The organism is Amycolatopsis sp. Poz14 (genome assembly GCF_006704225.1).
Taxonomy (GTDB): Bacteria; Actinomycetota; Actinomycetes; order Mycobacteriales; family Pseudonocardiaceae; genus Amycolatopsis; species Amycolatopsis nivea.
Genome location: NZ_JACLHD010000001.1, coordinates 2,128,015 through 2,150,046 on the forward strand (window position 1 = coordinate 2,128,015; position 22,032 = coordinate 2,150,046).

Annotated in this window: 22 protein-coding genes; 12 read left to right on the forward strand and 10 right to left on the reverse strand. The window is 68.6% G+C overall.

The features are described from left to right. The first annotated feature begins 10 nt into the window (after nucleotides 1–10). Complete coding sequence (locus tag FKO37_RS10455; RefSeq protein WP_238604341.1) at nucleotides 11–970, forward strand: GNAT family N-acetyltransferase; 960 nt, start codon at nucleotides 11–13, stop codon at nucleotides 968–970. 261 nt (nucleotides 971–1,231) lie between these two features. On the opposite strand, the gene FKO37_RS10460 is transcribed toward FKO37_RS10455, so the two are convergent. Together FKO37_RS10460 and FKO37_RS10465 are read right to left on the reverse strand one after the other, a co-directional pair. Then, nucleotides 1,232–1,486, reverse strand: a complete 255-nt coding sequence (locus tag FKO37_RS10460; protein ID WP_009082948.1) for a WhiB family transcriptional regulator — start codon at nucleotides 1,484–1,486, stop codon at nucleotides 1,232–1,234. Between the two features lie 271 nt (nucleotides 1,487–1,757). Further along, nucleotides 1,758–2,684 carry a diacylglycerol kinase family protein gene (locus FKO37_RS10465; protein WP_238604342.1) on the reverse strand — a complete coding sequence of 309 codons (927 nt, stop codon included), beginning with the start codon at nucleotides 2,682–2,684 and terminating at the stop codon, nucleotides 1,758–1,760. A gap of 355 nt (nucleotides 2,685–3,039) precedes the next feature. Between FKO37_RS10465 and FKO37_RS10470 the strand changes: the two genes are divergently transcribed. After that, a complete protein-coding gene (locus tag FKO37_RS10470) occupies nucleotides 3,040–3,522 on the forward strand; it encodes a hypothetical protein (RefSeq protein WP_037816520.1) in 483 nt (160 codons plus the stop codon). Between the two features lie 120 nt (nucleotides 3,523–3,642). Then, entirely contained in the window at nucleotides 3,643–5,226 is a 1,584-nt protein-coding gene (locus tag FKO37_RS10475) for an alpha/beta hydrolase (protein ID WP_238604343.1), read from the forward strand. 51 nt (nucleotides 5,227–5,277) lie between these two features. Here FKO37_RS10475 and FKO37_RS10480 read toward each other — a convergent pair whose 3' ends face one another. Both FKO37_RS10480 and FKO37_RS10485 read right to left on the reverse strand, forming a co-directional pair. Next, the gene (locus FKO37_RS10480; RefSeq protein ID WP_037816515.1) at nucleotides 5,278–5,760 is read right to left on the reverse strand and encodes a GNAT family N-acetyltransferase; all 483 of its coding nucleotides are present in this window, start codon (nucleotides 5,758–5,760) and stop codon (nucleotides 5,278–5,280) included. A 1-nt stretch (nucleotide 5,761) separates the two neighbouring features. Continuing rightward, nucleotides 5,762–6,352: an acid phosphatase gene (locus FKO37_RS10485; RefSeq protein ID WP_037816510.1), complete on the reverse strand. Its 591-nt coding sequence runs from the start codon at nucleotides 6,350–6,352 to the stop codon at nucleotides 5,762–5,764. Nucleotides 6,353–6,438: 86 nt separating this feature from the next. Here FKO37_RS10485 and FKO37_RS10490 point away from each other — a divergent pair, with 86 nt between their 5' ends. Both FKO37_RS10490 and FKO37_RS10495 read left to right on the forward strand, forming a co-directional pair. Then, complete coding sequence (locus FKO37_RS10490) at nucleotides 6,439–6,915, forward strand: hotdog fold domain-containing protein (protein ID WP_037816508.1); 477 nt, start codon at nucleotides 6,439–6,441, stop codon at nucleotides 6,913–6,915. Between the two features lie 124 nt (nucleotides 6,916–7,039). Beyond that, nucleotides 7,040–8,662: a GMC oxidoreductase gene (locus FKO37_RS10495; RefSeq protein ID WP_238604344.1), complete on the forward strand. Its 1,623-nt coding sequence runs from the start codon at nucleotides 7,040–7,042 to the stop codon at nucleotides 8,660–8,662. On the opposite strand, the gene FKO37_RS10500 is transcribed toward FKO37_RS10495, so the two are convergent. Then, complete coding sequence (locus FKO37_RS10500) at nucleotides 8,659–9,267, reverse strand: dTDP-4-dehydrorhamnose 3,5-epimerase family protein (RefSeq protein WP_238604345.1); 609 nt, start codon at nucleotides 9,265–9,267, stop codon at nucleotides 8,659–8,661. The genes FKO37_RS10495 and FKO37_RS10500 overlap by 4 nt on opposite strands. Before the next feature lie 373 nt (nucleotides 9,268–9,640). On the opposite strand from FKO37_RS10500, the gene FKO37_RS10505 reads away from it, so the two are divergent. Further along, entirely contained in the window at nucleotides 9,641–10,822 is a 1,182-nt protein-coding gene (locus FKO37_RS10505; RefSeq protein WP_238604346.1) for an NADP-dependent malic enzyme, read from the forward strand. A 107-nt stretch (nucleotides 10,823–10,929) separates the two neighbouring features. Continuing rightward, nucleotides 10,930–11,805: a TIGR03620 family F420-dependent LLM class oxidoreductase gene (locus tag FKO37_RS10510; RefSeq protein ID WP_051729242.1), complete on the forward strand. Its 876-nt coding sequence runs from the start codon at nucleotides 10,930–10,932 to the stop codon at nucleotides 11,803–11,805. A 321-nt stretch (nucleotides 11,806–12,126) separates the two neighbouring features. Here the strand turns inward: FKO37_RS10510 and FKO37_RS10515 are convergent, their stop codons facing one another. Further along, the gene (locus FKO37_RS10515) at nucleotides 12,127–12,960 is read right to left on the reverse strand and encodes a transposase family protein (RefSeq protein WP_238603485.1); all 834 of its coding nucleotides are present in this window, start codon (nucleotides 12,958–12,960) and stop codon (nucleotides 12,127–12,129) included. 571 nt (nucleotides 12,961–13,531) lie between these two features. Further along, a complete protein-coding gene (locus tag FKO37_RS10520) occupies nucleotides 13,532–14,956 on the reverse strand; it encodes a bis-aminopropyl spermidine synthase family protein (RefSeq protein ID WP_238604347.1) in 1,425 nt (474 codons plus the stop codon). Nucleotides 14,957–15,053: 97 nt separating this feature from the next. Between FKO37_RS10520 and FKO37_RS10525 the strand changes: the two genes are divergently transcribed. Genes FKO37_RS10525 through FKO37_RS10540 form a run of 4 tightly spaced genes read left to right on the forward strand, consistent with a single transcriptional unit; the run spans nucleotide 15,054 to nucleotide 18,425 of the window. Next, nucleotides 15,054–16,142 carry an ABC transporter ATP-binding protein gene (locus FKO37_RS10525; RefSeq protein WP_037817227.1) on the forward strand — a complete coding sequence of 363 codons (1,089 nt, stop codon included), beginning with the start codon at nucleotides 15,054–15,056 and terminating at the stop codon, nucleotides 16,140–16,142. Continuing rightward, complete coding sequence (locus FKO37_RS10530) at nucleotides 16,142–16,834, forward strand: ABC transporter permease (protein ID WP_134728109.1); 693 nt, start codon at nucleotides 16,142–16,144, stop codon at nucleotides 16,832–16,834. The genes FKO37_RS10525 and FKO37_RS10530 overlap by 1 nt, the downstream gene beginning before the upstream one ends. Continuing rightward, nucleotides 16,831–17,535 carry an ABC transporter permease gene (locus FKO37_RS10535; RefSeq protein WP_238604348.1) on the forward strand — a complete coding sequence of 235 codons (705 nt, stop codon included), beginning with the start codon at nucleotides 16,831–16,833 and terminating at the stop codon, nucleotides 17,533–17,535. The genes FKO37_RS10530 and FKO37_RS10535 overlap by 4 nt, the downstream gene beginning before the upstream one ends. After that, nucleotides 17,532–18,425, forward strand: a complete 894-nt coding sequence (locus tag FKO37_RS10540) for an ABC transporter substrate-binding protein (RefSeq protein ID WP_037817221.1) — start codon at nucleotides 17,532–17,534, stop codon at nucleotides 18,423–18,425. The genes FKO37_RS10535 and FKO37_RS10540 overlap by 4 nt, the downstream gene beginning before the upstream one ends. 49 nt (nucleotides 18,426–18,474) lie before the next feature. Here FKO37_RS10540 and FKO37_RS10545 read toward each other — a convergent pair whose 3' ends face one another. Continuing rightward, nucleotides 18,475–19,002 (reverse strand): GNAT family N-acetyltransferase, encoded by a 528-nt coding sequence (locus FKO37_RS10545; RefSeq protein WP_037817220.1) that lies wholly within the window; start codon nucleotides 19,000–19,002, stop codon nucleotides 18,475–18,477. Nucleotides 19,003–19,072: 70 nt separating this feature from the next. Between FKO37_RS10545 and FKO37_RS10550 the strand changes: the two genes are divergently transcribed. Then, a complete protein-coding gene (locus FKO37_RS10550; protein WP_238604349.1) occupies nucleotides 19,073–19,600 on the forward strand; it encodes a hypothetical protein in 528 nt (175 codons plus the stop codon). Here FKO37_RS10550 and FKO37_RS10555 read toward each other — a convergent pair. Both FKO37_RS10555 and FKO37_RS10560 read right to left on the reverse strand, forming a co-directional pair. Continuing rightward, nucleotides 19,493–20,692, reverse strand: a complete 1,200-nt coding sequence (locus FKO37_RS10555; protein WP_238604350.1) for an MFS transporter — start codon at nucleotides 20,690–20,692, stop codon at nucleotides 19,493–19,495. The two genes, FKO37_RS10550 and FKO37_RS10555, sit on opposite strands and share 108 nt — an antisense overlap. Nucleotides 20,693–20,751: 59 nt before the next feature. After that, nucleotides 20,752–21,990, reverse strand: a complete 1,239-nt coding sequence (locus FKO37_RS10560) for an FAD-dependent oxidoreductase (protein WP_238604351.1) — start codon at nucleotides 21,988–21,990, stop codon at nucleotides 20,752–20,754. Between the last annotated feature and the right edge of the window lie 42 nt (nucleotides 21,991–22,032).

Genomic DNA, 22,032 nt, shown 5'->3' on the forward strand with positions numbered 1-22,032 from the left:
TGTCCGGCGCATGCCTGCCCTCGAGTGGCGTCCGCTCACGAAAGCGGACGCCCAGTCCTCGGCCGATCTGCTCAACGCCATCGAAACGGCCGACCGGATCGGCGAGAACTACACCGCCGCCGACACGCTCCAGGAGCTGATCGACCCGTTTTCCGATCTCGAACGCGCGAGCCTCGCCGCGTTCGACGGCGACCGGATGGTCGGCTACGTGAAGACCCGGTACAAGCAGCATCCCGAGGAAATCCACCGGGTCTTCCTCGACGGCGGGGTCCATCCGGACTATCGCCGCCAGGGGATCGGCACCCGGCTGGTGGAAGCCGGGATCGCCGGGGCGAAGGCGGTGCACGAGCTGCACCATCCGACGCTGAAGCTCGCCGTCGACATCCACAAGGCCGAGCACATCGCCGGAACGAAAGAACTCTTTGCCGCGCAAGGTTTTTCGCCCGCTCGCTGGTTCCAGCGCATGGAACATCCACTCGGGACGGTCGGCGAAGCGCCGCTCCCGGACGGATTCCAAGCGGAACAGTGGACCCGGGACCTCGACGAGGAGTTCCGGCTCGTCCGCAACGAGTCCTTTGCGGACCACTGGGGCGTGACCCCGGTGAACACGGACGCGTGGCAGAACAAGTTCACCAACCACACTCTCCAGCCCGAGATCAGTTTTCTGCTGCGGGACAAGGCAACCGGCGCTCCGGTGAGTCTCGTGCTGACTCTGTCCTGGGCAGCCGACACCGAAGCGACCGGAATTCGCGACGCGCACTTCATGGTGATCGGCACCATTCCCGGCTACCGGAACCGAGGACTGGCGAGCGCGGGCATCGCGCACGCGTTGCGGGCCGCCGCGGAGCACGGGTACGACCAAGCCAGCCTCACCGTGGACACGGCGAGCGCGGCCGGGGCTCCCGGAGTTTTCGAGCGCGCCGGGTTCACGCCGAAGATGCGTTACGTGCGCTGGGCACGCGAAGCCTGAGTGTCCACATCGGACCCCAGACGCGGTGAAGGGCCGGTACCAGTGAAGCTCGGCGGTACCGGCCCGTTCAACGTTCCGCGGGAGGACTTGGATAGTCCTTGGCGAGGCGGCACCCGGATGCGGGGTGGCCGACCTCGGTTGTTACGCTCGAACCGGGTATATGTCGCCATGTGCGGCACGGGCACGCGAATGCCCGCCGGGCGAAAGTCCGGTCCGAGGTGGTGCTTGCGATTCTGGGTGCTGCAGCTGAGTCGAAAAGACTCAGGCGGTGGTACGCGTGCCGATGTGCGTACGGCGGCGCTTGAGCGCGCGTCGCTCGTCTTCGCTCATTCCGCCCCAGACGCCTGCGTCCTGGCCGCTGGCCAGAGCCCAGGCCAGGCAGTCGGAAGCCGCGGGGCAGCGGTGGCACACGGCCTTCGCCTCGGAGACCTGCAACAGAGCCGGACCGCTGGTTCCCACCGGGAAGAACAGCTCGGGGTCCTCGTCTCGGCAGGCCGCGTCGTGGCGCCAGTCCATGTTCGTGAGCTCCTTCACAGTGACGCGGGAGGGCCGCGCCACAGTAGTGGCGGTCGTGTTTTTGGGTGCTTGTGAATGCTTTCACGAAGCACCGCGTTCGACAAGGGTTTCGACAAGATCGGTGAGTCAGCTCACCCGGCCGAGCTATGCCTCTGACCTGCGGTTTCGTTCTGAAAAGCTCCGCTCGCCGGAAGGCCGGTGCGGTGAACGGAGGGTTTGCGTCGCCGAGCGGCAGAACGCACTTTGCCGCGGGCGATCAGTGGTCGCTCGGCTACCCGACTACGGTGAGTGCATCCGGAACGCTCTGAAACTCGACCCGGGTGCGTTGTCCGACGAGGTCCCCGTCGACCTGGAAGTTGACCGGTTCAGCTGCGTCGATGCGGATCAGAGGCACATCGTCGCGACGGAGCAGACGGCGGCCGTGCTGATCGCTCTCCGTGAGCAGAGCTTGCCGTACATGCGTGAACACGGTGGGCAATCGCAGACCGTTCAACGCGAACAGGCCCAATCCGGTCTCGAACGAGCAGCCGGAGTTGAGGTGGACCGGACGTTCCCCGAGGTAAGTCCACGGATCGGTGTTGGACACGAACGCGGTCACCGCCGCGGCCGGTTCCTCACCGGGGATCCGGACGGTGAGCGCCGGCCGCCCGAGCGGCGGGCGGAAGTAGGAGCGCACCGCGGCCCGCAGATAGAGGCTCGCGCTGGTTTGCTTGCCGCGCCGTTTCGCGACGCGGCCGACGACGTCGGCGTCCCAGCCGAGGCCCGCGTTGAAGGTGAACCAGTGCCCGTCGGCCAGTCCGAGGCCGATCCGCCGGGTCCGTTCGGTCTCCAGTGCGTTGAGCAACTGGTGGGTCGCCTCGACCGGATCGGCGGGAAGGCCGACCGCGCGGGCGAACACGTTGGCCGAGCCGCCCGGCACGACGCCGAGCATCGGGACGGACCCGGAGCGTCCGGGAGCGCCCGCGGTATCGGCGAGGAGACCGTTGACGACCTCATTGACCGTGCCGTCGCCGCCGTGGGCCACGACCAGGTCGAAACCGTCGCGGGCCGCCGAACGGGCCACCGCGAGCGCGTGCCCGCGGTAGTCGGTTTCGACGACGTCGAGCTTCACCTGGCTGGCCAGCGCGTGCGCCAGCACGTCCCGGCCACCCGCGGTGGTCGAGGTGGCCTGGGGGTTCACGACGAGGATGGCGCGCACTACCGCAGGGTAAGTGCTTTCCGCCCGGCGGACGTACCTCCAGCGCCACATGGTGACGCGAAGCTCAGCCGCTCGCGCGCGCCGTCCCGGCTCGGTGACCTGTGGCGACCCTGTGGCGGGCGGTCCTCCTCTGCAGACGGCGAAAACTCCGCGCGTCGTGACAAGTGCACCCGGGCCGACCGCCCGCTCATCGACGACTACCCCGATTTTCTCCGCGGCCGCCGCCCCGGAAAACGGCCGACCGGGTGGCATACGATCAGTAGTGCTCACGCACGGTGACCCGCGCTGGTCGGGTGGCTGTGCCCGGCGAAGCTTCCCGCAAAGTCCCGCCCCAGCAGCTGAAAGGGCCGCGCCCGTGTCGCATCCCGAGAACCCGCCGCCCACCCCGTTCGAGGTCCGCCTCGCGGGCGTCCTGACCGGAGTGCCCGGGATCGGCCTGCTGGTCTTCGGCGTGGTGCTGCTGGTGCACGGGCTGCAGAACCCGCCGATCCCGGGCAACAACGTGTGGGCCGAGTTCGGCACGTACGCGGTGCTGGCGGTGGTCTTCCTCGCCGCCTCGGTCGGACTGCTGCTGGGCCAGACGTGGGCGCGTTCGCCCGGCGTCGTCGTGGCGCTGCTGCTGATCGGGGTCGGCTGGTACCTGCTCGGACCGTCCGGGCAGCCGCTGTGGGGCGTCCCGATCGGCCTGTGCGGGCTGGCGGCGCTGGTGCTGCTGTTCCGCCGCCCGTCGCGGGCGTGGGCGCTCGGAATGCACGACGACGAGACCGAGGAAGAAGCCGCCGAGCGCGGCGGTCTCGCGGGGCGGCGGGCCGAGCGGGAGCGGCACGAACAGGACTGAACGACAGTGACGTCACGTCATGGCGGACAGGTGACGCGGCGGCACTGGTAGCGGCACCCCTCAGCCGATGGAATCGGGACTGCGCAACCGAATTCATCCGAATTCCGAAGAGGGGAACCCATGAGGAGACTGCGTCTCGTCGTGACCAGCACCGCGGTGGCGGGCGGGCTGCTTGCCGGGGCATTGCCCGCGGCCGCGGACGCCGCCGCGATCCCGGCCCGCTACGCCGGGCAGGCGCTGGACTGGCACGCCTGCGCGCCGGGCGAGCTGGCCGACCTGCCACCGGGCACCGACATCTCGGGCCTCGAATGCTCCGCCTACCGCACGCCCCGGGACTGGGACCGTCCGGCCGACGGGCAGTACCTGACCATCGCGATCAGCAGGCTCAAATCCACCGGGGCCACGACGGCGTCGGTGCTCACCAACCCGGGCGGTCCCGGCGGCGCCGGCCGCTGGTTCCCGGCGATGCTGCGCGGCCAGGGCAAACTGCGCGAGCACCAGGAGATCATCGGCATCGACACCCGCGGCACCGGCCGCAGCACCAACGTCACCTGCGGCGGCGCGGCCGACACCGGAGCCGATCTCGACCCGCGCGATCGCGATCCGCGCAATCTGAACCAGATCGTCGACGCGGTCCGGTATGTCGCGACCGCCTGCCATCGGGCCTCGGGCGAGCTGGGGTCGCTGATCAGCACCTTCCAGAACGTCCGGGACCTCGACCTGCTGCGCACCCTGCTCGGCCGCGACCGGATCAACTGGATCGGGTACTCGGCGGGCACCTGGCTCGGCGCGCACTACGCCCAGCAGTTCCCGCAGCACACCGGCCGGTTCGTGCTCGATTCCTCGACCCAGTTCACCGGCTCCTGGCAGCAGTCGTTCGACTTCCAGCCGGCCGGTTACGAACGCCGCTGGCGGCAGGACTTCCTGCCGTGGCTGGCCCGCTACGACGCCAAGTACCACTTCGGCACGACCGGCGAGGCGGCCCGGCAAACCTATGAAAGCGTCCGGTACGCGCTGACCCGCGAGCCGGTCGAGGTGAACGGCACGAAGCTCGGCGCGGTCGCGCTGGACTCCTTCATCGTCGGCGCGCTCAAGGCCAAGAGCCAGTTCCCGACGATCGCGACCGTGCTGGTCCGGGTCAAAACACTGACCGACGCGCGGTCTTCGGCGCAGGTCAAGGACGACGCTCGCGCGGCGCTCGGGAAGACGTTGTCGGAGGCGAAGAACACGAGTCCGATGGGCGGTGCGGTTCAGACCGGTGCGGACGACGCGATGGTGTCGACGTTGATCACGACGCTGTGCAACGACGGGCCGTGGAAGGGCAACCGGCAGTCGCTGATCCGCCGGTCGCAGGAGTACCTCGACCAGGGCGTGACTGTGCACAGTTCGTTGTGGATGGGGCTCCAGGTCTGTGCCTTCTGGCCCGGGCAGCCGCGGCCGATGCCGGTGCTGAACGGGAAAGGCGTGCCGCCGGTGGTGATCGTGCAGTCCGAGCACGACCCGGCCACGCCGATCGAAGGTGCCCGGAAGGCGCACGCCGCGTTCCAGAACTCGCGAATGCTGACCGTCACCGGGGAAGGCGACCACGGGATCTACGGAATTGGCGGGAACAAGGCGGTGGACAAGGTGGTCGACGACTACCTGGTCGACGGGGTGGTGCCGCAGGATCAGAGCCTGCCGGGGCTGCCGTTGCCCACGCCGTAAAAGCTCGTGCGCGCCTAAGCCGGTTCTCACCGGCCTGGGCGCGCACGAGTCTCACGCCTCTTTGGCCAGCACCTGCAACGGTTCGTCAGTCAGCCGGTACACCGACCATTCGTCCTGCGGCAGCGCACCCAGCGCCCGGTAGAACCCGACCGCCGGGTTCCAGTTCAGCACCGACCACTCCAGCCGGTGGTAGCCCTTGTCCACGCATTCCGCGGCCAGCGTCGCCAGCAGCACCTTGCCGAGGCCCGAACCGCGTTGTTCTTCGCGCACATACAGGTCTTCCAGGTAGATCCCGTGCGTGCCGCGCCAGGTCGAGAAGTTCAAGAACCACAAGGTGAATCCGGCGATCTCGCCGTCCACTTCGGCCACGTGGCCGAACAGCGCCGGGGCCTCGCCGAACAGCGCGCCGTGCAACTGCTCGGCGGTGAGATGGCATTCCTGCGGGGCGCGTTCGTACTCGGCCAGTGCGTAGACGAGCTCCACGACGGCGTCGACGTCTTCCGGCCGGATCCGCCGTACGCGGGGGTCGGTCACTTCATCCCTCCAACGCGGGCAGCAGGTTCAGGTGTTCGATCTGCGGTTCGCCGCGCTCGTCGCCGAGCACCGCGAGACCGGCCGGGTCCAGTCCGAAGTGGACACCCGAGGTGCCAGGCAGGCCGAGCCAGCGCGCGACGAGCACGCGGCTGAAGTGCCCGTGCCCGACCAGGACGACGTCGCCGTTCTCGATTTCGCGCCGGGCGCGGTCGAGCACCTTGTCCGCGCGCGCCTGCACGTCGTCCGCGCTTTCGCCGCCGGGGACGGGATGGGTCCAGACGGTCCAGTCCGGAACCGTCTCGCGGATCGTCGGCGTGGTGACGCCTTCGTAGTCGCCGTAGTCCCATTCGGCCAGGTCTTCGGTGACCTCGTCCACGCGCAGGCCGGCGAGTTCCGCCGTGCGCAGCGCGCGGCCGCGCGGGCTGGAAAGCACCAGCCCGGGTCCGCCGAGCAGGGTCCGCAGGGTGCCGCCCGCCGCGCGCGCCTGGTCCTCGCCCGCCGGGGTCAGCGGGATGTCGGTGCGCCCGGTGTGCTTGCCGTTCGACGACCATTCGGTCTGGCCGTGCCGGAGAAGAAAGAGCCGATGTGCCACGCGGCCGAATATAGCCGGGGCGGGTTTGCCCGGCAGGTTCGTCGTGTGTAAGGCTACTGGTGAGTAACTTCACCTGGGAGGTGCCGATGGGTACGCCGTCGACGTACGGGCTGTGGCGCAAACTGGCCGCGAAACCGGGCGGCAAGCAGCTGTTTTCCGCCGCGATGTGCCTCCGGGTGCCCTACTTCGGCACCGTGCTGCCCAGCATCCGGGAGATCCGTCCCGGCCACTGTTCGGTGACCGCGCCGAAGTGGTGGGGTGTCCACAACCACATCCGGACCTTCCACGCGATCGCCGCCTGCAACCTCGCCGAGATCGCGATGGGCATGCTGGCCGAGGCCACCGTCCCGGCCACGCACCGGTGGCTGCCCAAGGGCATGGAAGTGAGGTACGTCGCGAAGGCCGAAACCGGGTTGCGGGCGATCGCCGAATTGCCGGAGATCCCCGAGTTCGGCGACAAGGGATTCGATCTTCCCGTTCCGGTGCGGATCGTGGACGCGCGCGGGACCGAGGTCGTCACCGCGACGATCACGGTGTGGGTCACGCCCCGGAAAGCCGCCTGACCGGCGAAAGCTGGACCTCCCGTTACCCCGGCCGAGTGAAACTTAACACCGTTTACTGGGCAAATGCGAATAGCGTTCGTTTTAGCCTTGCCAGGGTGCTCCGGGCCGCGTCAGCATGCCGGGCATGGCCTCCCTCAACCGTCGCCGATTTCTCGGCCTCGCCGCGCTGAACTCCGCCGCGGCCCTTGGACTGACCAGCATTTCGGCGACGACCGCGCGTGCCGCGACGCCTCCGCCGCTGCCGGACTACTCGCCCGCGGTGGTGATCGGCACCGGGTACGGCGCGGCGGTCACCGCGCTGCGGCTCGGCGAGGCGGGCGTGCCCACGGTGATGCTCGAAATGGGCCAGCTGTGGAACGAACCGGGCCCGGACGGCAAGGTCTTCTGCGACATGCTGAAGCCGGACCGGCGGTCGATGTGGTTCAAGAAGCGCACTGAAGCGCCGCTCGCGTCCTTCCTGTGGCTGGACATCGCGAACCACGACATCGATCCGTACGCCGGGGTGCTGGACCGGGTGAACTACGGCGGGATGTCGGTGTACGTCGGGCGCGGCGTCGGCGGCGGGTCGCTGGTGAACGGCGCGATGGCGGTGCAGCCGAAGCGTTCGTACTTCGAGGAAATCCTGCCGCGGGTGAACGCCGACGAGATGTACGGCAAGTACTACCCGCGCGCCAACGCGGGCCTCGGCGTGAACCACATCGACGAGGACTGGTTCGAGACCTGCAAGTCGTACCAGTTCGCGCGCGTTTCCCGGAAAGCCGCGCAGAAAACCGGGTTGAAGACGACGTTCGTGCCGAGCGTCTACGACTTCGAGTACATGAAGAAGGAAGAGGCGGGCACGGTCGAACGCTCGGCGCTCGCGTCCGAGGTCATCTACGGCAACAACCACGGCAAACGCTCGCTGGACAAGACGTATCTCGCCGCCGCGCTCGGCACCGGGCACGTGACCATCCAGACGCTGCACGAGGTCCGCGAGATCATCCAGCAGCAGGACGGCACGTACACGCTGGTGGTGCGCGAGTCCGACGCGCTCGGCAATGTGCTCGCCACCAAGCACCTCTCCACGAAGTACCTGTTCCTCGGCGCGGGCAGCCTCGGCTCGACCGAACTGCTGGTGCGCGCCCGCGACACCGGACGGCTGCCGCGGCTGTCCGAGGCGGTCGGCCAGGGCTGGGGCACCAACGGCAACGTGATGCTCGGCCGCGCCAACCACGTGTGGGACACGACCGGCAGCCTCGAAGCCGGGATGCCCGCGCTCGGCATCGACGACTGGGACAACCCGACGCATCCGGTGTTCGCCGAGATCGCGCCGGTGCCCGCCGGGCTCGAAACGTGGGCGAGCCTGTACCTGGCGATCACCAAGAACCCCGAACGCGGCCATTTCGCCTACGACGCCGCCAGCGATTCGGCGAAACTGCAGTGGTCGCCGGACCAGGGGCAGCCGTCGATCGACGCGGCGAAATCGTTGTTCGACCGGATCAACAAGGCGAACTCCACGATCTACCGCTACGACCTCTTCGGCGACACGCGGGCGTTCGAGAACCGCTTCACCTACCACCCGCTCGGCGGATTGGTGCTCGGCGAAGCGACCGACGACTACGGCCGGGTGAAGGGGTACCGGAACCTGTATGTGACGGACGGTTCGCTGATTCCGGGCAGCACCGGCGTGAACCCGTTCGTGACGATCACCGCGCTGGCCGAGCGCAATATCGAACGGGTCATCGCCGAGGACGGCGTGCGCGCTTAGCGGTGCGCTGACCGCAGCTTTTCGTAGTACGCCACGCAATCGGCGTACGACGGCAGCAGGCCCTGGTCGAGCGCTTCGGCCAGGGTTGGCGCTGCTTTGTCCTTTTCGGACACAATGGGGGCCAGTCCGGTCGGCCACGGCAGGTCCAGAGCCGGGTCGAGCGGGTTGATGCCGTGCTCGCCCGCCGGGTTGTACGGCTCAGAGCAGAGATAGGCCATCACGGTGTTGTCTTCCAGCGCGATGAAGGCGTGCCCGATGCCTTCCGCCACGTAGACCGCGCGGAACTCGGCCGCATCGAGCCGCACCGCGTCCCATTCGCCGAACGTCGGCGAGCCGACGCGCAGGTCCACCACCACGTCCAGCAGCGACCCGCCCGGGCAGTAGACGTACTTCGCCTGGCCCGGCGGAGTGTCGGCGAAATGCACGCCGCGGATCGAGCCCGCGCGCGAAACGCTGTGGTTCGTCTGCGCGACCCGCAGCGGATGCCCGGTCGCGCGGACCATCGCCTCTTCCTGGAACGGTGCGACGAAGAGTCCGCGTTCGTCGGGGAACACGCGCGGGACGAACTCGAACGCGCCGGAGACCTTGAGCGGGCGGAAGTCCATGGCGGCCACCCTATCGAGTGCGTTTCCCGGACCCGGAACGGAACTGCTTCCGAAACCGGACGGACGTCTTGGGAATCGCGAATCTGTGACATGAGCCGCACCGAGGGGTCGGGGCCGACCGGGGGCCTGTCATGATTGACGGACCGCAGCGTCGGCGGCCATCGCCACACCCCACGGATCGGATGGCCGCGCAGACGCCTCGCCGACAGGCCGGCGCTACCGCGCTGGGCTGCCGTCCGGAGGACGAGTTCCCACTCTCGACGGGCGCTTGCTCGCCCGTCGACCAGGTGGTCCCCCGCTCGCAGTCCCAGGAGTACGTTCGATGACCCAGACCCATCCGCCCGCTTCCCTCGATCCCACGACAGGTTCTCCGATGACCGACCAGGCCAGCAGCGTCGCGGCCGTGACCGACGCCGAGATCTTCACCGGGCACGAGGGCGGCAAGCTCTCCGTGGCGGCGACCCGGCCGATCTCCGACCCGCGCGACCTCTCGATCGCCTACACGCCCGGCGTGGCGAAGGTGAGCCGCGCGATCGCCGAGGACGCGGCCAAGGCGAAGCGGTACACCTGGGCGGACCGGCTCGTGGCAGTGGTCAGCGACGGCACCGCGGTGCTCGGCCTCGGGGACATCGGCGCGAGCGCCTCGCTGCCGGTCATGGAGGGCAAGTCGGTCCTCTTCAAGACCTTCGGCGGGCTGGACTCGATCCCGCTGGTGCTCGACACCACCGACGTCGACGAGATCGTCGAGACCCTGGTGCGGCTGCGCCCGTCGTTCGGCGCGGTCAACCTCGAGGACATTTCCGCGCCGCGCTGCTTCGAGCTGGAGGACAAGCTCAAGGAGGCGCTGGACTGCCCGGTCATGCACGACGACCAGCACGGCACCGCGATCGTCACCCTCGCCGCCCTGCGCGGCGCGAACCTGGTGCTCGACCGCGACATCGCCGGCGAGCGGGTCGTGGTCTCCGGTGCGGGCGCGGCTGGGGTGGCCTGCGCGAAGATCCTGCTCGCGGCAGGCGTCGCGGACGTGACGGTGCTCGACTCGCGCGGCATCGTGCACGCCGGGCGCGACGACCTGAACCCGATCAAGCGGCAGCTGGTCGAGACCACGAACAAGGCCGGGCTCACCGGCGGCCTCGCCGAGGCGCTGCGCGGAGCGGAGGTGTTCCTCGGCCTGTCCGGTGCGACGATCGACCCGTCCCTGCTGTCGACGATGGCGGACGACTCGATCGTGTTCGCGCTGTCCAATCCGGACCCCGAGGTGCACCCGGCGGTCGCCGCACAGCACGCGGCGATCGTCGCGACCGGGCGGAGCGACTTCCCGAACCAGATCAACAACGTGCTGGCGTTCCCCGGCGTGTTCCGCGGCGCCCTCGACGCAGGCGCGCGGTCGATCACGGAGAACATGAAGCTGGCGGCCGCGGAGGCGATCGTGGCGGTGGCTTCGGACGACCTCGGGCCGGATCGGATCGTGCCCAGCCCGCTGGACCCGCGGGTCGCGCCTGAGGTGGCGGCCGCGGTGGTCAAGGCGGCTGAGCAGGACGGCGTGACTGGCTGAGTTTTTTCTTGGGGAAGGGCTCTCCGGCTTTCTGGTGCCGGGGAGCCCTTCTTTGTGGGCTGGTTTTGGACTTGCCAGTCCATTTTTTCGTCGCCACGGTGGTCTTCATGGAGATCGGATTGCGTGGGTACGGCGTGTGGCAGGTCGGGGCGTTGACTACTCCGGCGATGGCTGCCGAGATCGAGCAGTTGGGGTATTCGGCGTTGTGGCTTGGCGGGCCTGGGGTGGATCTGGCCGGGATTGACGAGCTGCTGGCGGCTACCGAGTCGTTGGTGGTGGGGTCGAGCATCGTCAACGTGTGGTCGGGGGATCCGGCAGTGTTGGCTGAGTCGTATCAGCGGGTGGCTTCGCGGTTTCCCGGGCGGTTTGTGCTCGGGATCGGGGCTGGGCATCGGGAGCAGTCGGCGGGGTATGAGCGGCCGATGGACGCGGTTCGGCGGTTTCTTGATGTGCTGGACGCGGGTGGGGTGCCGGTTTCCGGGCGGGTGCTGGCTGCGTTGGGGCCGAGGATGTTGGAGTTGGCTGCGGAGCGGGCTGGCGGGGTGGTGCCTTATTTGGTTCCGCCTCGGCATACTCGGGCGGCTCGGACGGCGTTGGGTGCTGGTGGGTTTTTGGCGCCGGAGCAGAAGGTTGTGGTGGGTTCGGATCTGGTTCGGGCTCGGCGCGTGGCTCGGGGGCGGGTGGAGAATCCTTATTTGGGGTTGGGTAATTACACTCGCAATTTGCGACGGTTGGGGTATTCGGATGAGGATTTGGCTGGGTCTGGGTCTGATCGGTTGATTGACGATCTGGTGGCTTTGGGGGATGTTTCCGCGGTTGCTGCTCGGTTGGGGGAGCATCGGGCGGCTGGGGCGGATCATGTTGTGGTGCAGGTGGTTACGGAGAAGTATCAGCTGCATCCTGGGTTGCCGGGGGTGCGGTTGCAGGTTTATGACGATGAGGTGGTGGGGGTTTATCGGGGGTTGGCTGGGGAGTTGTTTTAGTCGGCTCGTCGCCTGGCGGCGACATTGCGTTCTGGCGTGCGTGGGGCACCCCGAAGCTTGATTGTGCTGACGGTCTGGGGTGGCTTGTCAAGGCGGGAAAGATGCCTTGACAAGCCACCCCAGACCGCAGGAGAGCTTCGTATCGGGGTGCGGGGGTGGTGTGGGTGCACTTCGAGTTGGGTGCATCGGTGGCGGTTTGCTTGAGGTGGGGGCTTGCGCCCCAATGTGGCGTTCGGTGCGTGGGACGCACCCAATGCCACATTGGGGATTTTTCATCCTGGTTTGTGCTGGTCATGGTGGGTTGGCGGGGTGTGGTAGTTGTCAGGCCGGGGTGGGCTGGGCGGTGTCGCGGGTGTGTTGTTCGTGCTGGGTGAGGACGAGCAGGGCGCGGACGAGGGTGGTGGCGTGGCGTGGTGCGATGCGGAGTTTGTCGAGGACGCGCCAGGTTTTGAGGGCGGCGAAGCCGCCCTCGACCGCGCAGCGCATGGCGTTGAACACGGAGTTGGCGGTTTTCTGGGCGTGGGTGAGCGGCCGGTTCGTTTCGGCTTTGTAGGGGGTGAGCACGACCTGTTCGCACGGCCCGTCGCACTGGTCGCAGCGGCGGGTGTCGCGGACGTCTTTGCGCCAGCCCTGGTAGCCCTTGTCCGCGGCGGGGGTCAGGCCGCGGGCGTGGATGCGGTCGCGCAGCCGGTGGCGGCGGGCGGCGGTGATGTCGGCGGTCCTGCCCGGCAGCACGGCCGAGACCCACAGCAGCCGTCCGTGTTCGTCGGTGAGGCCTTGGACGTTGAGGCCGTGGTGTTTGTGCTTGCCGCTGTAATTGCGGCGATTGTCTGTGCCGGTGCGGCGGCGGGTGCGGATCAGGGTCCCGTCGGCCAGCACCACCGCCGCGCCGCGGGCGGCCAGCCGCCGCAGCACCCGGTCCAGCCGCGGCGCCCGGGCCGCGAGCAGGTCGATGGCTTCCAGCAGCCAGCGGCGGATCGTGGCGGCCGACACCGCGTTGGCGCGGGACAGGTCCAGCAGCCGCTGGTCGTGGCGCAGCATCGCCAGCACCAGCACCGCCTGCTCGGCCGGGGACGCCTTGCGCCACCGCGACCCGATCGCCCGGCGGCGGCGGCCGATCAACCCGGCCAGCATCGCGATCGTGGGCGGCGACACCGGCAACACGCTGCGATACGAGGCCAGAACCTGCTGTGAGACAGTGGGACCGGAGCCCCCGGACGTTCTTTCTTGAGTCACGACTTGATCAACATCCGGGGGCTCCGCCACGTTCCGGCCACGGGCAGGCAACCGGCAGGCCCGTTGCCGCACAACCACTCCCGCCACCGTCAACCCCGCCTGACCAGCACCAACAGGATGAAAAATCCCCATTGGGGCGCATCCCGGGGCGGCGGGCGGGGCGGTGTGGTGTGGTCCGTGAAGGGCTCCTCGAGGGAATCTGGGTCTCTGAAGGAGCCCCTCACGGCCCGCCGACGGTCGTGAGGGGAACCCTGAGGGAGTCATAGTCAATGAGGGTGGCCCTCACGACCTATTGCCGGAAGCAGTGATCGCGCGCGAGCCCGGGGCGGCGAGCGAGAAGCGATTGCGCTGGTCAGCGGGCGGATAGCGCAGTCTGGCCGCTGCATTGCCGTCAATCTGGCCGCTAGGTTGACGGCAATCTGGCCGCTACTGGGTCTTCAATCTGGCCGCTCCAGCTGCTTCAACCTGGCCGCCCAGTAGCGGCTGGTGGTCAGCCGGGGAGCAGCTCCGCTAGGCGGTGTCGGGGGACGTCCACCAGGCGTAGGTCTGCCAAATCCTCTGGGACGTTCAGTGCGGCATTTGCCAGCCTCGCGTGGGCGCGGGTCAGCAGTTCGGACGGGTGGTCGACCAGGTCTGCGGCGACGATCGCGTGGCGGTTGTCGGGGGTGCTGCGGAGCAGGCGTAGGCGGTACTTGTCCGCGACCAGTGCGGTCAGGGCTGCTTGCGCGGCTGCGTCCGCGAGGTCGGGGTGGTTGTTCGGCAGCAGCAGCGCCAGGCGTCGGGCGTTCGTGCCCAGCAGGGTGCGCAGTAGCCAGGGGCCGGGGTCGGCGGTGAGGTCCATGGCGACGGCGTCGCCTTCGGGGCCCGAAGTGGCCCAGCCGACGGGGCGCGTTTCCAGGGCTAGGCCGCCTTCGGAGGCGATTTCTCGGGCGGCCGCCAGGAGGCCCGGCTTGGTGCCGGCTGATTCGACTGATTGCGGGCCGTGCGTGTAGATGGCGGAGCTTCCCTTGCGGGCGAACGATTTCTTCGCCTTCGCGGTCGGCTGGCAGACATACAAGTCAGCCGCGCTGCCGATCGCTTGGGCGCCGGTGTAGCGGTTGAAGTCCGGGAGGATCGCCTCGTAGGTCAGGCCCAGGGTGGCGAGGGAGCGCTGCACTTGCGCGCCTAGCGCGGGGTGACGCGGGCTATAGCCGTAGGCCAGGAGGATTCGGCCTTCGGTGGGCTCGCGCAAGGCTTGCACCGCGCGGGCGGCGAAGAGGCCCATGCCTTCCGGCGTGTAGGGCGGGTCGCTGAAGACCAGGTCGGCTTTGCCGGTCAGGGCCGGGGGCAGGCCGACGCGCAGGTCGGCGTGGGCGGTGAAGATGGTGCGTTCGCCGGTGGTGTCCAGGTAGGACAGGACGCGTTCGTCCAGGTCCACTACGGACAGTTCGGCTTCCGGGCACACCGCGCGCACGGCTAGCGACGTCAGATCGTGGTCGCCGAGGAAGAGCACCTTGCTGCGGCGGAGGTCGTAGCGGGAGTTCAGCCACAACGCGCGGCGCAGCACGGTCTCCGGGGTCGCTTGCACGTGGTCCAAGGCCGCGAGCGGGGGCGGGACGGCGGCGATTCGTTCGGCCAGCATGGTGAGCAGGGCCGGTTGGGCGGCGACCGCGGCGTCGAGGGGGTCGGGCAGGGGCGGCAGGGAGTACGACGCGTAGGTGGAGCGTGCGGCCGGGGCGATGCGGATGCCTGCGGGGGAGCGTTCCAGGTCCGGTTCCAGTGCTGCGAGAAGGTCTTCGACGCTTCGGCGCGGGGCGGCGGTGAGCCGCACTAGGTCGGCCAGTTCGTACGAGCCGCTGCGGAGCAGGGTGAGCACTTCGTAGAGCGGGCGGACGGCGGCGCCATGTGCGGCGAGGACGTCGTCTAGGGCGGTCACGGGGTCCGAGGGTAGTCGGCCACGCTGCGGGACAGGCTGCCAAGGCCGCGCGAGTGGGCTACCGTCGGACTCTGCACCAGGACGTGGGGAGAAGTCTGTGACCATCGAATTCCGAGACGTCGTCAAGCGCTATCCGGACGGCACGGTCGCGGTCGACGGCCTCTCGCTCACCGTGGAAGACGGCACGATCACGGTGTTCGTCGGTCCGTCCGGGTGCGGCAAGACGACCTCGCTGCGGATGATCAACCGGATGGTCGAACCCACCTCCGGCGCGGTGCTGCTGGACGGCAAGGACGTCAGCGAAGGCGACCCGGCGGTGCTGCGCCGCGGCATCGGCTACGTGATCCAGCACGCCGGGCTCTTTCCACACCGGACAGTGCTCGACAACATCGCGACCGTGCCGCTGCTGTCCGGATGGGACAAACGCAAGGCGCGCGCCAGGGCGGCCGAGTTGCTCGAGACGGTCGGCCTGCCGACGGAACTCGGGAAGCGGTATCCGGCGCAGCTGTCCGGCGGGCAGCAGCAGCGCGTCGGCGTGGCTCGTGCGCTTGCCGCCGATTCGCCGGTGTTGCTGATGGACGAGCCGTTTTCCGCGGTCGACCCGGTGGTCCGCGAAGGGCTGCAGGACGAGCTGCTGCGGCTGCAATCCCAGCTGGGCAAGACAATCGTGTTCGTCACGCACGACATCGACGAGGCGGTGCGGCTCGGGGACAAGGTCGCGGTGATGCGCGTCGGCGGGAAGCTCGCGCAGTACGGCACGCCGGCCGAGGTGCTGCGGCATCCGGTGGACGACTTCGTCGCGTCGTTCGTCGGCCGGGACCGCGGGTATCGCGGGCTTTCGTTCCTGCCGGCGAGCGGCGTCGAGGTTTCGCCGGCTCGGACGATCGAGCTCGGCAGCAAGATCGACGGCCCGTCGGAGGGCTGGCTGCTCGCGGTGAACGACGAGAAGCAGCCGCGCGGCTGGCTTCCGCCAGGCTCCACAGTGGACGGCCCGTTGGCGGAAACCGACCTCGTGGCAGGCGGATCGCTGTACGTGCAGGGCACGCCGATCCGCGGGGCGCTCGACGCGGCGCTGTCGTCGCCGGCCAGTCTCGGCGTCGTGGTGGACGACGAGAACCGCGTGCTCGGGACGGTGGTCGCGCACCAGGTCTTGGATGTAATCGAGGCCTCCCCGCAGGCGTCCTGATGGGCGACTTCTTCGGCGAACTCGGCCGGTACCTGTCGAGCTCCAACAACCGCGGCGAAATCCTCGCCAATCTGCTCGAGAACATCTATCTCGCGCTGGTGCCGCTGGTCGCGGGCATCGTGCTGGCGATCCTGCTCGGCTGGCTCGGGCATCGCTGGCGGCCCGCGCGCAGTGTGCTGCTGGTGGTGGGGAATCTGCTGTACACGATTCCGTCGCTGGCTCTTTTCGTGGTGATTCCCGGCATTATCGGGACGAAGATTCTCGACAGCGTCAACGTGATCGTCGCGCTGACTATCTACACCACCGCGCTGCTGGTACGTCCGGTGCTCGACGCGCTGGAAGCCGTGCCGCCGCACATCGTCGCGGCTGCCACGGCGATCGGGTATCGCGGGCCGCGCCGGTTCTTCAGCGTCGAACTGCCGCTCGCGGTGCCGGTGCTCGCGGCGGGGGTGCGGGTGGCGTCGGTGAGCAATATCAGCCTGGTGAGCGTCGGTGCGCTGATCGGGACCGGGGCGCTCGGCGTGCTGTTCACCGACGGGTTCCAGCGGGAGTACTTCTCGCCGATCGTGGTCGGGATCGTGCTGACGATGCTGCTCGCGTTGATCGTCGACCTGCTGCTGGTGTTGCTGCGCAATCTGTTGACGCCCTGGGAGAGAGCGGGTCGCGCGCCGGCCGCGGAGGTGGCGGGATGATCGGCGACGTCTTCACCTGGTTCACCACCGCCGCGAACTGGCAGGGCACGGGCGGCATTCTCGCCCGGCTCGCCCAGCACGTCGGCTACATCGCACTGGCCCTGGTCATTGCGTTGGTGATCGCGATCCCGATTGGACTGTTCGTCGGCCACACCGGCCGCGGCGGCGTCGTACTGGTCGGGGTGGGCAACGCGATCCGCGCGCTGCCGACGCTCGGGCTCGTGACGTTCCTGTTCCTGCTCTTCACCGAAAGCACCACCGCGACCATCATCGGCCTGGTGGTGCTGGCGATCCCGCCGGTGCTGGCGGGCACGTACGCCGGCCTGCAGGCGGCCGAGCACGATGTCGTCGACGCCGCGCAAGGCATCGGGATGACTGGCTGGCAACGACTGTGGAAAGTCGAGGTGCCGATCGCGCTTCCGTTGGTACTGGGCGGAATCCGCAACGCGGTCCTGCAGCTGATCGCGACGGCCGCGGTAGCCGCGTACGTCGGTCTCGGCGGCCTCGGCCGGTTCCTGCTCGACGGACTGGCCATTTTGGACTACACCGAGGTCGTCGCGGGCGCGATTCTCACCGCGTTGCTGGCGATCGTGGTCGACCTGCTGCTCGCCGCCGCACAGCGGGCCTTGGTGCCCAAGGGAGTCCGGCTGGCCGCGCAAGCAGCGTCCGGCCGGGCAGCGGCCGCGGGAGGAGCAGCGTGAAACGGTGGGGGATCCTGGTGGCCGGGCTGGCGCTGCTGGCGTCGGCGTGCGGAAACCCGCTGTCCGGCGGCGGTGAGGGCGGCAGTACCGGCGACATCATCATCGGCGCGTCGGATGTCGGGGAAAGTTCCTTGCTGGCCCAGATTTATGCCGGGGCCTTGCGGAATGTCGGCGCGCACAACGTGACGGTGCGACCGCCGGTCGGCAGCCGCGAGGTCGTGGTGAAAGCGTTGCAGGACAAGTCTTTGTCCGTGGTGCCGGATTACTCCGGGAACCTGCTGCGGTATTTCGACAAGAACACTCCGGCGACGACGTCGGAAGATGTTTACGCACAGCTGAAGCAGAAAATCCCGGGCGGGTTCGAGGTTCTCGACCAGTCGCCCGCGCAGGACAAGGATTTGCTCGTGGTGGGCAAGGAACTCGCGGCCACCGGGGTGAAGACCTTTTCTGATCTGGGACCGCGCTGCAAGGACCTGGTGATGGGCGGGCCGGGGCAGTGGAGCAGCCGGTGGAAGGACCGGATCAAGCAGCTGTACGGGTGCGAGTTCAAGGAAATCCGCACGACGGATACCGGCGGGCCGGTGACGGTGGCGGCGTTGAAGTCGGGTGAGGTGCAAGTGGCGGACTTGTTCAGCACGTCGGCGACTATCGCGTCCAATGGGTTCGTGCCGCTGGAGGACGACAAGCACATGTTCCCGGCGCAGAACATCGTGCCGCTGGTGTCGCGGGGGACGTTGAATGCCGCTGAAACGGCTGCGCTGAACCGGGTTTCGGCGGCGTTGACTACGGAGCAGTTGACTGAGCTGAACGTGCAGTACACGGATGAGAAGCGGAACGCTAAGGATATCGCTGAGGAGTTCTTGCGGCGGAACGGGTTGGCGGCCTCGTGAGTGGCGTTGCCGGTTCTAACCGGATTCGCCACTCACGAGCGCTACCGCCTCAGAGCCGGTCGAAAGCCGCCGCGTAGCGGAACGCGCCGCGGTTTTCCGGGGTGTACGCGGCCAGCGGCAGCGCCTGAAAATGCGGGGCCCATTCCGGTACCGGCGGGGTCACGCCGAGCTTTTCGGCCATGACGAAGCCGAAGCGGGAGTAATAGCCTGGGTCGCCCAACAGCACGATCAGGCGGTAGCCGAGTGCGTTGGCGGCGCCGATCGTTGCGTGGACCAAAGCGGAGCCTGCGCCGCCGCGGTGGCGGTCCGGGTGGACGCCTAGCGGGCCGAAGCCGATGGCGGAGTTTGGGTCGTCGCCTAGGCGACCTGGGCTGGAGCAGGCGTGGCCGATGACTTCTCCGTCGCGGACGGCGACTAGCGAGAGGGCGGGGAGCAGATCGCCGTCGGCGGTGAGTTCGGTGACTAGTTTCGCTTCCGGCATTTCGCCGGTGACATCGGGATTGTGGACGCGGAACGCGGCGGTGTGCACAGCATGGATCGCTGGTGCGTCGGCGGCGGTCGACTGGCGGATCTGCATGCGCCCAGTTTCCCTGAGCGGCGGCTGGAGAGGAAATTCATTTTGGCGGGCCGCATTAGAGTGGGGGGTGATGAGCGAGGTGGCGATAGGGGCGGCGCACGGCGATCGGCTGGTGATCGACGTGCTGGGGCGGATGCATGCGGGGGCGGTCGATTTCTGGGACGGCAACTGGCTTTTCAGCCCGGTTGACCTGGTGGTCGGCGGGTTTTCCGCGCGGGTGCCCGCTGGGTTGCGGGCCGAGGAGTTGCGGAGTTTCCGGGAGCAGCTGGCGAAGGCGTATGCCGACTTCGGCGGGGTCGCTCGGCTGACGTCGATGGAGGAGTGGCTCGATCTGACGGTCACCGTCGCCAAATCCGGGAGGGTTGAGGTCGAGGGAACCGCGACCGACGGGCGGGGGAACCGGCTGTCGTTTCGGATCGGCGAGCTTGATCAGTCTGATCTGCCGGCGATCATCGACGGGTTAGCGTCGATCGAGGCGGAGTTTCCGGTGCTAGGCCGTGACGGTTTGGGGAGCGACCCGGGCCGGGCGGTCGTCTCGCATGAAGAGGAGGACCGCGGCTCCCACGAGCGGTCCGGCGGCCAGGGTAAGGAACGCTGAATAAAACGAGCCGGTCGCGTGGAAGACCGGGCCTACGACGGCGGGCACGATGACGCTGCCCAGTTGCCAGAAGGCGTTCACCGCGCCTGCGGCGGAACCGGCTAGGCGGACACCGGTCAACGCGGGGATCATGGCGGCGGTCAGCGGGCTGTAAGCGTACGCGCCGATGCCGAGAATCGGGGCTACCACTAGAAAAGCGCTGTAGCTGCTCAGGGAACCGAAGACCAGCAGAGCGCCGCCGAAGAGGATGAGGACGGCGATGATGGGGATTCGCCTGCCCAGGCCGACTTTGTCGGTGAGCCAGCCGATCAGCGGTTTGATCACCACCGCTGTGCCGGAGAAGATGACCAGGACTACACCAGCCCGTACGGGGTCGATGTGTTCGCCGCGGATCATCAGCGTGTTGGACCACGTGACGAAACCGTAGGTGCCCCACAGGCCGCCGAAACCGGCTAAGCCCAGCAGCAGCAGGTCGCGGTTGCGGAAGAGCGGGCGGGGGTCCGGCAAACCGCGGCGGGTGGACGTGGAGACGTTGCCGTTGCGGATGAAGACCAGGCACAGCAGGCCGAGTACGACGGTGACGCCGCCGAAGAGATGGTACGACACGGGCCAGCCGCTGGTTTTCACGAGCGTGGGCACGACGGCGTTGGCTACGACCGTGCCCAGTGACGTCGCGGTCATGAAGATGCCGCTCGCGAGTCCGTGCTCCTCCGGGCGGAACCAGGTGGTGATCAGCTTGAGTCCGGCGGAGAAGTCGACGCCCGCGAACAGGCCCAGCAGAGCTTGCAGGACCAGGCCCCAGGCGATGGACGTGGTCGAGCCGAACCCCACCATCAGCGCGCCCGCGACAAAGGAGCTGATGCCCAGGATCGCGCGGCTGCCGAGCCAGTCGGAGAGGAAGCCGCCGGCGGTGTTGGAGATGACGTAGCCGATGTAGTAGCAGGTGGCGAAGATCCCGAGCGCGGCCAGCGGGACGCCGAGCGAATCGCTGACCGCCGAGGACGCCGGGCCCCAGGTCGACCGGTCCACCGAGGTCATCGTGAACACAGCCCAGCAGAGCAGCAGGACGACCCAGCGATAGCGGCTCGGCATGGGGGCTCCTTCGACCTGACGGATGATCAGGGAAGGTTCCCGTTACCGGCGGTCGCGGGTCAAGCCAAGGCATCCTGACGGTGCAACTCGGCCCGGATCGCGCGGACGTCGTGGGCTCGGCCGCCGACGTACTGTGCGGCGGCGATGCCCGCGGCGTGGCCGGTCGCGAAGGCGGTGCCCATGACGCGGACGGAGGCGTACGCGTCGTCGTCGGAGCTGGTCAGGCGGCCGGCTGCCCAGAGGTTCGCGGTGTCGGCGGAGCAGATCGCGCCGTAGGGGAGGTCGTACCAGCCTCGGTCGGCGATCGGTTCGTAGCGGGTGACGCCGGGGCCCGCGTGGTCTTCGATCGGCCAGCCGCAGCGGCCGATGGACACGTCGGGGCGTTTGCGGGCGGTCAGGACGTCGCGGCCGGTGAGCTGTTCGCGGCCGACTAGGTGGCGGCCTTCGCGGATGCCTAGTTGGGGACCGGTTTCCTCGAGGCGCGCCGACGACCAGCCGGCGAGGTGTTTGCGCAGGGCGTCCAGGTATTGCCATGCCTGGCGTCGCGCGTCGGCTTCGTCGCGGCTCAGCGAGGCGGCGTCCAGGACGTCGGTTTGTTCGTCCACCAGGAGGGCGATTACGTTGCGGGTCAACGGAAGGTGCACGGCGATGCCGTAATCGCGGGGCAACTGGACGCCGGTTTCCCGTTGGTACGCGGCGACGGCGGCGCGCAAGCCCTCGCGCGAGAGGTCCGCGTCTTCGGACACACCGGAGAACCGGCAGACGAGCGTGCTGGTTTGCCGGTCGCGCAGCGGGGCGACGCGGACGGCGGCTCCGGCGGCGGCCAGGAGCGCGCCGTCGCCGCTGGCGTCGACGAACGCGCCGGCGGTGACCCGCTCCCGGCCGCCGCGGTGGTGCAGTTCGACCTCGGTGACGATGCCGTGCGTCCGCCGCGCGCCGATGAGCTTGGTGTGCAGGAGGACGTCCACGCCGGCGTCGGCGGCCAGCTCGTCGTACACCAGTTTGGTGGTTTCCAGGTCGAGCAAGACGATCTTGTTGCCGGTCCAGCCCATCGTCTTCTCTTCGTAGGCGCCCCGGTGCCGCAGCCGCCGCAGCACCTCCTCGCCGACGCCCGCGACGACCTGCTGGCCGGTCTGGTCGAAGAAACCGCAGAGGGTCAGCACGGAACTGATCGTCGCCGCGCCGCCAAGGTACGGGTACTGCTCGACCAGCAGCACCCGCGCCCCGGTGCGCGCCGCCCCGGCAGCGGAGGCGATACCCCCAGCACCGCCTCCGACTACGACGACGTCGTAGTGCACTCCAGCCCTCCTCGGGTGTTTGGCACCCAGTGAACTGGGTCC